The sequence below is a fragment of the Nocardioides sp. genome (genome assembly GCF_035503875.1).
In the GTDB taxonomy this organism is placed as follows: Bacteria; Actinomycetota; Actinomycetes; order Propionibacteriales; family Nocardioidaceae; genus Nocardioides.
In genome coordinates this window covers 40,087-47,893 of record NZ_DATJTA010000065.1, presented here as the reverse complement: position 1 = coordinate 47,893, position 7,807 = coordinate 40,087, and the positions used below count along the sequence as shown (strand labels likewise).

Here is a 7,807-nt window from a genome sequence, read left to right as displayed (position 1 = left end):
GGCGGCGAGTTGGTCGGCCTCGGCTCGTGCTGCGACGGTGCGGCGGGCGCCCACGTAGGCGAGCAACGCGGATGCGTTGTCGCAGTCGTGGAGTTCCCGAGTGGCCATACGAAGATGGTAGAGGCGGGCACCGACAGTCCGGGCTTGTCCTCCACAGCGGGCGGGGGTGCTCGCTCGGCGCTGCTTCTCGGCTTACTGGGTTTCGAGGCTCAGGACTTCGTCCTTCGCACCTCAACCAGCGTCGGTGGGCGTCCGTGGTACCCGGCGCTGCTTCTGGGGTCGCCGGGTTTCGAGGCTCAGGACTTCGTCCTTCGCACCTCAACCAGCGTCACGTTCGACGCTCGTCGTACCCGGCGTTGCTCCTCGGCTCACGGGGTTTCGAGGCTCAGGACTTCGTCCTTCGCACCTCAACCAGCGTTGGGCAGGGTCGGCGTTGGGCGCTTCGCACCTCAACCAGCGTCGGCCGAGCCGGCGTCAGAGGTCGGCGACGACGACGTCGAGCTGGGGGCCGTCGAGCTCGACGGTCCAGCCCAGGTCGCGGAGGGCTTCGGCGAGGCGGGCGGGGGTGCGGGGGTTGGCGCCGTCCTCGAGGAGGGCGCGGACGATGCGGCCCTTGGTCGCCTTGTTGAAGTGACTGACGACCTTGCGGACGCCACCGACCTCGTGCAGGACGCGCAGCGTCGCGACCCGGGCGGTCGTCGGGGGACGCCAGAAGTTGGCGTACATGCCGCTGCGCAGGTCGACGAGGAGGCCGTCGCCGACCGCCTCCTCGAAGGCCGGACCCAGCTCGGAGCGCCAGACGCCCGCGACCGGGCCGAGGCCGGGGAGGGAGGTGCCGCCGGAGAGGCGGTACGCCGGGATCCGGTCGCCGGGTCGGACCAGCCCGAACACCGAGGAGGTCACCGCGAGCCGGGTCGAGGCGCGGCGCCGGGCCGCGGTGGAGAGCGTGGCGACGTCGAGGGCGTCGTACACGACCCCGGCGTAGACCTGGTCGGCCCGGGCCGTCGGCGCCGTGGTGAGGCCGGCGTTGAGCGCGACGAGGTCGAGCTGGGTGCTGCCGACCTCCAGCGTCTTGGCGGCGACGTCCACGTCGCCGGAGCACAGCTCGACCAGGGCGGCGATCACCCGCTCCCGCGCAGGGGTCAGCGACGGGAAGGACAGGGCGGACAGGTCAAGGGACTTCCCGCGACGCGGTTCGGTCTTGCCCTCGGACGGCGGTAGCACGATCAGCACGGTGGGTATGTTGCCGTCATGCCGAGCAACCGCGTGGTCCGGGTCCGGTCGTCGACCGAGGGCGGGGCTCCGGCCGCGCTCCGGGAGGGCGTCGTACGACTCCAGCAGGAGCTGGGCGTGACGCCCGACTTCCCGCCCGAGGTCGAGGAGGCGGCGGCCCGCGCGGCTGCCTCCCCGCGGCTGCCCGACCTGGACCGCACCGACCTGCCGTTCCTCACCATCGACCCCGAGGGCTCGCGCGACCTCGACCAGGCGCTGCACCTCGAGCGGGACGGGGACGGGTACGTCGTGCACTACGCGATCGCCGACGTCGCCGCGTTCGTCGAGCCGGGCGGGCCGATCGACCTGGAGGCCAACCGCCGCGGCGAGACGCTGTACGGCGCAGACATGAAGGTGCCGTTGCACCCGAAGGTGATCTCCGAGGACGCCGGCTCGCTGCTGCCCGACCAGGTGCGTCCGGCGCTGCTGTGGACGATCCGGCTGACCGGCGAGGGTGAGCGCACCGACGTCGTCGTCGAGCGGGCGCGGGTGCGCTCCACCGCGCAGCTGACGTACGACGCCGCGCAGCGTGCCATCGACGCCGGCGAGGGGCCGGAGACGCTGACCCTGCTGAAGGAGGTCGGCGAGCTGCGGCTGGCCCGCGAGGCCGCGCGCGGTGGCGTCTCGCTGCCACTGCCCGAGCAGGAGATCACCGTCGACGGCGACGCGTGGTCGCTGGAGTTCCGCTCCCTGCTGCCCGTCGAGGAGTGGAACGCCCAGATCTCGCTGCTCACCGGCTTCGCGGCGGCCTCGCTGATGGTCTACGCCCGCGTCGGCCTGCTCCGCACCCTGCCCCAGGCGGACCCGCGCGACGTCCAGCGCCTGCACCGCGAGGCGCGAGCCCTCGGGATCGAATGGCCGGCGGAGATGCTCTACCCCGACTTCATCCGCACCCTCGACCCGGCGCAGCCGAAGCATGCCGCGATGGTGGTCGCCTGCACGAGCCTGCTGCGGGGGAGCGGGTACGTCGCGTTCGACGGCGAGGTGCCGGCGGATCCTCAGCACGCCGCCCTGGCGTCCGAGTACGCCCACGTCACCGCCCCGCTGCGTCGCCTGGGGGACCGGTACGCCGGTGAGATCTGCGTCGCGCTGTGCGCCGGCACCGAGGTGCCGGGCTGGGTGCTGGACGCGCTGCACGGGCTGCCCAAGACACTGCAGGACTCCAGCCGGCGCTCCCGGCAGTACGAGAAGGGCGTGCTGGACCTGGTCGAGGCGGGACTCCTCGCCGCCCGGGTCGGCGAGCTCTTCGACGGCGTCGTCGTCGACGTGCGCGACGACGACCCGAAGCGCGGCGTACTCACGCTGCGCGACCCGGCCGTCGAGGCGCCGGTGCGCTCAGAGCGGGACCTGCCGCTCGGCACCGACGTCCGGGCCAGGCTCACGGTCGCCGACGTCGCGACCCGGAAGGTCGAGCTCGTCGTCGAGTAGCGGGGTCCCGGGTCGAGGCCTGCAGTCGGGTGCGGGGGTCTCGACGGGCGCTCAGGACTTCGTCCTTCGCTGCTCGACCTACGGTGCCTCCGGAGGTCGAGCAGTGAGGCGCCCTGGCGCCGAACGTCCGTCGAGACCTCCGCAGCGTGCAGGTGGCGGTGGTTGAGGTGGGTGGTGGGCGCGGCGGGTCTCGACGGGCGCTCAGGACTTCGTCCTTCGCTGCTCGACCTACGGGCGTCCGGTGGTCGAGGTGGGAGGTCGGGGCTTCGTCCTCGGCTGATCGATCCACAGGGTCTCCGGCGGTCGAGCAGTGAGGCGCCCCGGCGCCGAACGTCCGTCGAGACCTCCGCAGCGTGCAGGTGGCGGTGGTCGAGGTGGGTGCTCGGCTTGGTGGGTCTCGACGGGCGCTCAGGACTTCGTCCTTCGCTGCTCGACCTACCGTGCCTCCGGGGCGAGGTCGGCGGTCAGGACTTCGTCCTTCGCTGCTCGACCTACGGCTGCGACGGGTGCGTCGTACGCTCGTGGCATGAGCGTCACCACCTCGATCGCCGTGCTCGACGGGCGCTTCGCGCGTGAGCTGCCCGAGCTCGCGCTGCAGTGGCAGGCCGAGGAGGCGCCGGACCCGCGGCTGCTGGCGCTCAACGAGCCGCTTGCCCGGGACCTCGGCCTGGATCCGGCGTCGCTGCGCACCCCGGAGGGCGTCGGCCTGCTGACCGGCACTCGGCCCCCGGAGGGGGCGACCCCCGTCGCGCAGGTGTACGCCGGCCACCAGTTCGGCGGGTACAGCCCGCGGCTCGGCGACGGTCGCGCGCTGCTCCTGGGGGAGCTGGCGACGCCGTCGGGAGAGCTGCGGGACCTGCACCTGAAGGGTTCGGGCCGGACCCCGCTGGCCCGCGGGGGCGATGGGCTCGCGGCCGTCGGCCCCATGTTGCGCGAGTACGTCGTCAGCGAGGCCATGCACGCGCTCGGCATCCCCACCACCCGGTCGCTGGCGGTCGTGGCCACGGGCCGTCCCGTCCGCCGTGAGACCGTGCTGCCGGGCGCCGTCCTGGCCCGGGTCGCCGCCAGCCACCTGCGCGTCGGCAGCTTCCAGTACGCCGCCGCCACCGGCGAGGTCGACCTGCTGAGGCGGCTCGCCGACCACGCGATCGCCCGGCACCACCCGCAGGCGGCGGACGCGGAGTCGCCGTACCGGGCCCTGTTCGAGGCGGTCGTCGCCGCGCAGGCCGACCTGGTCGCGCGCTGGATGCTGGTCGGGTTCGTGCACGGGGTGATGAACACCGACAACATGACGATCTCGGGGGAGAGCATCGACTACGGTCCGTGCGCGTTCCTGGACGCCTTCGACCCGGCGACAGTGTTCAGCTCGATCGACGAGCAGGGTCGCTACGCCTACGCCAACCAGCCGGTCGTCGCGGAGTGGAACCTCGCCCGGTTCGCCGAGGCGCTGCTGCCATTGCTGCACGACGACCAGGAGCAGGCCGTCGCGCTCGCCGTCGAGTCGCTCGGCACGTTCCGGGTCCGCTACGGCGCGGCCTGGACCCGCGGGCTGAGCGCGAAGCTCGGTCTGCCCGCCGGCCTCGACGACGCCGTCGCGACCCCGCTGCTCGACGAGATCTCCGAGCTGATGACCGGCAGCCGGGTCGACTTCACGTCGTTCTTCCGGGCGCTCGGCCGGGCCGCCCGCGGCGACGCCGAGCCGGCGCGCGGGCTGGTCCTCGACCTGGCCGCCTTCGACGCCTGGGTCGAGCGCTGGCGCGCGCTCGACCCGGACGCCGACGCGATGGACCGGGTCAACCCGGTCTACGTCCCGCGCAACCACCTCGTCGAGGAGGCACTGGACGCGGGCACCGCCGGCGACCTGGCCCCGCTCGAGCGGCTGCTCGAGGCCGTGACCGCGCCGTACGACGAGCGGGCCGGACTCGAGCGCTACGCCGAGCCCGCGCCCGCCGCGTTCAACGCCGGCTTCCGGACGTTCTGCGGGACCTGACTCAGTGGGCCAGCTTCAGGCCCACGATGCAGGAGACCAACCCCAGGATCAGCAGCACCTTCACCAGGCTGACCGGCTCGTCGCCGGTGACCATCGCGTAGATCACGGTGAGGGACGCGCCGACGCCGACCCAGACGGCGTACGCCGTGCCGGTCGGGAGGCTGCGCATGGCGTAGGCGAGGCCGACCATGCTGGCGACGACGGTGACGCCGAAGATCACGGTGGGGCCGAGCCGGGTCAGGCCAGCGGACCGGCCGAGGGCGGTCGCCCAGACGGCTTCCAGGACGCCGGAGAGGATGAGCACGAGCCAGGGCACGAGGGACTCCTTCTGGCCGTCTTGTCGCGTCCCGGGTACGGCTCCCTCGTCCGGCGGCCGCGTGAGGCGACCGTGGGATCAGGGTAGCCCGACGAAGGCCCGGATCGTGCCTCGAGGGTCGTCCCACGCCCGCCGGAAGGCGGGGTGCAGGGGCAGTTCCGCAACGTCGTCGGCAGCGACCCAGCGGTGGCCGTCGCTCTCCGAGCGGTCCTCCAGGACGAGTCCGCTGAGCGGGACGCCGAGCACGGTCTCGTAGGACCAGCCGCCGCAGTCGGCGACGTACGAGCCCTGCAGCGCGACCGCCGTGGCGTCGACGCCGAGCTCCTCGTGCGCCTCCCGCAGCGCGGCGTCGGCGTACGACTCGCCCGCCTCGCGGGCGCCGCCGGGGATCGACCAGGTCCCGCCCTGGTGCGCCCAGCGCGCCCGCAGCTGCAGCAGCACGCGGCCGCGGTCGGCGAGCAGCAGACCGGCCGCGCCGCGCTGTCCCCAGTGCGCGTGGCCGCGGGCGCAGGTCGCCCAGCTCGCACTCAACACGGAGCCAGTGTGCCCGCCCCGTAGGCTCTGCGGCGATGCGCTCCCTCGTCCGCCGTGTTGCCCGTGTCCTCCTCGCCTGGGTCTGCTACGGCCTGGTGGCCGCCCTGGTGTGCCTCCCGGTCGCGGTGGTGTGGGCGCTCCAGAACGCCTCGTTCGAGGACCGGCTCGGCGCCTTCCCGGTCGAGGTCTCGCTCGCCCACGACGGCCGCTCGACCGTCGACACCGGCCTGCTGGGGAAGATCTACTGGGAGCGCACCGGCGCCGGCGGCTTCGGCGCCGACATCCGCTCCACCGGACCGCCCGAGGCGGGCGGCACCCTGTCGTCGTACGTCTCGCCCGACTTCCTGAAGGCCAACGCGTCCTTCGTCGACGACCCCGGCGAGGTCGCCCGGGTGTACGGCGCGGAGCTGCGGGACCGGGTCGTCTCCGGCCTGGTCCGGCTGGAGGTCGTCGTCGCGGTGGTGGTCGGCGGACTGTTGACCGCGGCGTTCCGCGGCGGCGCACCGCCCGGCTCCCGGCGGCTGGTCGTCGCGGTCGTCGTCCTCTCCCTGGGGGTCTCGACCGTGGTGGCCGTGCAGGCCTTCCGGGCCTGGTCGCACACCGACGAGCCGCTCGAGACCCATCCGATGCCGGGGTTCGAGGGGATCTCGTTCAGCAGCCCCCAGACCGTCGAGGTCGCCCAGCAGGTGCAGCCCTTCATCGAGAAGAACCAGGCCCGGATCAGCGCCAACGCGCGGGCCTACGCCGATGCCGTCGCGGCCTCCTTCGAGACCGTGCTGCCCGGACACGCGACCGACCTGACCCCGCGCGACGGCGAGCGGATCGTGCTCGCGGAGGCCGACCCGCAGGGCAGCCTGGTCGGCACCCGGGTCCGGCGCGGGATGTACGACGAGCTGGCCGCCGCGCTGGGCGAGGACGCGCTCACCGTGCGGACCATCTCGGGCGACATCAGCTCCAACGGCACGGTCGCCGAGGAGGGGTTCGTGAAGGGCGAGGCGACCGCGAGCCCCGACGTGCCGACGGTGGCGGTCAAGGGCGACCACGACTCCGACACGACCGTCGAGCAGCTGCGCAGCCACGACGTGGACGTCCTCGACCTGGAGAGCCTCGACGTCGACGGGCTGACGCTCGTGGGGGCGGCCGACCCGGCGTTCAAGGCGCTCTTCGGCGGCCTGGTCACCAACGAGTCCGGCCTGCAGGAGGGCGACCTCGGCGCCGAGCTCCGCACCTTCGTCGACGAGGAGCTCGACGAGGACCAGCCGGTGATCGCCCTGCTGCACCAGCCGCGGGCGGTCGTGGGCTACCTCGGGATCCTCGCCACCTCCCAGCTGGCCGACACCCTGGGGCACGAGACGCAGCCCTGGGACGACGGGATCGACGACGTACCGCCCGGGCTGGTCGACTACGGGCACCTGCACGACATCGGCGGCCCCTGGGTGGTGTGGAACACCGGCGACGCCGACGACCCGGACCACGAGGTCACCTGGACCGTCGTGAGCCAGCTCGGCACCTCCGGCGGGGTGCTGGAGACGCCCACCTTCAACCGGTTCTCGACGCCGTTCTCCGTGCCGCTGAAGACGCTGAGCATGCAGCTGCAGTACGTCGACGGCGAGTCCGGCCTGCAGACCGGGTACGCCACGATCGACGTCGCCGTCGACGGCACCGTGACGATCTCCGACCGCGTCGACCTGGGCCTGCCCGGCGGGCAGCCGATGACCCGGGCCGAGCTCGGGCTGGACGAGGCGTCGTGAGGATCCTGGTCACCGGCGGCGTCCGGTCCGGCAAGTCGCGGCACGCGGAGTCCCTGCTCGCGGCGGAGCGGTCGGTGACGTACGTCGCCCCCGGCCCCGTGCTCGACGACGCCGACTGGCAGGCGCGGATCGCGGCCCACCGCGCGCAGCGCCCCGCGACCTGGGCGACCCGGGAGACCGGCGACCTCGCGGCCGCGCTGGCTCCCGAGGGTCCGGTGCTCGTCGACTGCCTCGGCACCTGGCTGACCCGCCTCGTCGACGACGCGGGCCTGTGGGAGGCGCCGAGCGACGAGGTGACGGCGTACGTCGAGCGGCACACGGCCGAGGCCGTCGCCGCGCTCACCGGCCGGCCCGGCAGGACGGTGCTGGTGACCAACGAGGTCGGGCTGGGCGTGGTGCCCGAGCACCGGTCGGGTCGGCTGTTCCGGGACCTGCTCGGCACCGTCAACCAACGCGTCGGCGCGGCCTGCGACGAGGTCCACCTGGTCGTCGCCGGCCGGGTGCTGAGGCTCTAGT

At 73.6% G+C, this 7,807-nt stretch carries 7 protein-coding genes and 1 riboswitch; of the genes, 4 read left to right on the top strand and 3 right to left on the bottom strand.

Features of this window, described 5'->3' with window-relative positions; all coding sequences use genetic code 11:
• Positions 1-474: 474 nt before the first annotated feature.
• Positions 475-1,233 (bottom strand): peroxide stress protein YaaA, encoded by a 759-nt coding sequence (yaaA, locus tag VMF51_RS15490; protein ID WP_325475354.1) that lies wholly within the window; start codon positions 1,231-1,233, stop codon positions 475-477.
• 18 nt (positions 1,234-1,251) lie between these two features.
• Here yaaA and VMF51_RS15485 point away from each other — a divergent pair, with 18 nt between their 5' ends.
• Together VMF51_RS15485 and VMF51_RS15480 are read left to right on the top strand one after the other, a co-directional pair.
• Positions 1,252-2,700: an RNB domain-containing ribonuclease gene (locus VMF51_RS15485; RefSeq protein ID WP_325475353.1), complete on the top strand. Its 1,449-nt coding sequence runs from the start codon at positions 1,252-1,254 to the stop codon at positions 2,698-2,700.
• A 526-nt stretch (positions 2,701-3,226) separates the two neighbouring features.
• A complete protein-coding gene (locus tag VMF51_RS15480; RefSeq protein WP_325475352.1) occupies positions 3,227-4,690 on the top strand; it encodes a protein adenylyltransferase SelO in 1,464 nt (487 codons plus the stop codon).
• A gap of 1 nt (position 4,691) precedes the next feature.
• Here the strand turns inward: VMF51_RS15480 and VMF51_RS15475 are convergent, their stop codons facing one another.
• Both VMF51_RS15475 and VMF51_RS15470 read right to left on the bottom strand, forming a co-directional pair.
• Complete coding sequence (locus VMF51_RS15475) at positions 4,692-5,006, bottom strand: multidrug efflux SMR transporter (protein WP_325475351.1); 315 nt, start codon at positions 5,004-5,006, stop codon at positions 4,692-4,694.
• Positions 5,007-5,017: 11 nt separating this feature from the next.
• Positions 5,018-5,082: riboswitch (guanidine-III (ykkC-III) riboswitch) on the bottom strand.
• A gap of 2 nt (positions 5,083-5,084) precedes the next feature.
• Positions 5,085-5,540: an NUDIX hydrolase gene (locus VMF51_RS15470; RefSeq protein ID WP_325475350.1), complete on the bottom strand. Its 456-nt coding sequence runs from the start codon at positions 5,538-5,540 to the stop codon at positions 5,085-5,087.
• Positions 5,541-5,575: 35 nt separating this feature from the next.
• Between VMF51_RS15470 and VMF51_RS15465 the strand changes: the two genes are divergently transcribed.
• The gene (locus VMF51_RS15465) at positions 5,576-7,291 is read left to right on the top strand and encodes a hypothetical protein (RefSeq protein ID WP_325475349.1); all 1,716 of its coding nucleotides are present in this window, start codon (positions 5,576-5,578) and stop codon (positions 7,289-7,291) included.
• Complete coding sequence (gene cobU / locus VMF51_RS15460; RefSeq protein ID WP_325475348.1) at positions 7,288-7,806, top strand: bifunctional adenosylcobinamide kinase/adenosylcobinamide-phosphate guanylyltransferase; 519 nt, start codon at positions 7,288-7,290, stop codon at positions 7,804-7,806. The genes VMF51_RS15465 and cobU overlap by 4 nt, the downstream gene beginning before the upstream one ends.
• Position 7,807: the final 1 nt, after the last annotated feature.

Coding starts and splice junctions, on each gene's coding strand:
- VMF51_RS15485 (WP_325475353.1), top strand. CDS start 1,252: ATGCCGAGCAACCGCGTGGTCCGGGTCCGGTCGTCGACCGAGGGCGGG.
- VMF51_RS15480 (WP_325475352.1), top strand. CDS start 3,227: ATGAGCGTCACCACCTCGATCGCCGTGCTCGACGGGCGCTTCGCGCGT.
- VMF51_RS15465 (WP_325475349.1), top strand. CDS start 5,576: ATGCGCTCCCTCGTCCGCCGTGTTGCCCGTGTCCTCCTCGCCTGGGTC.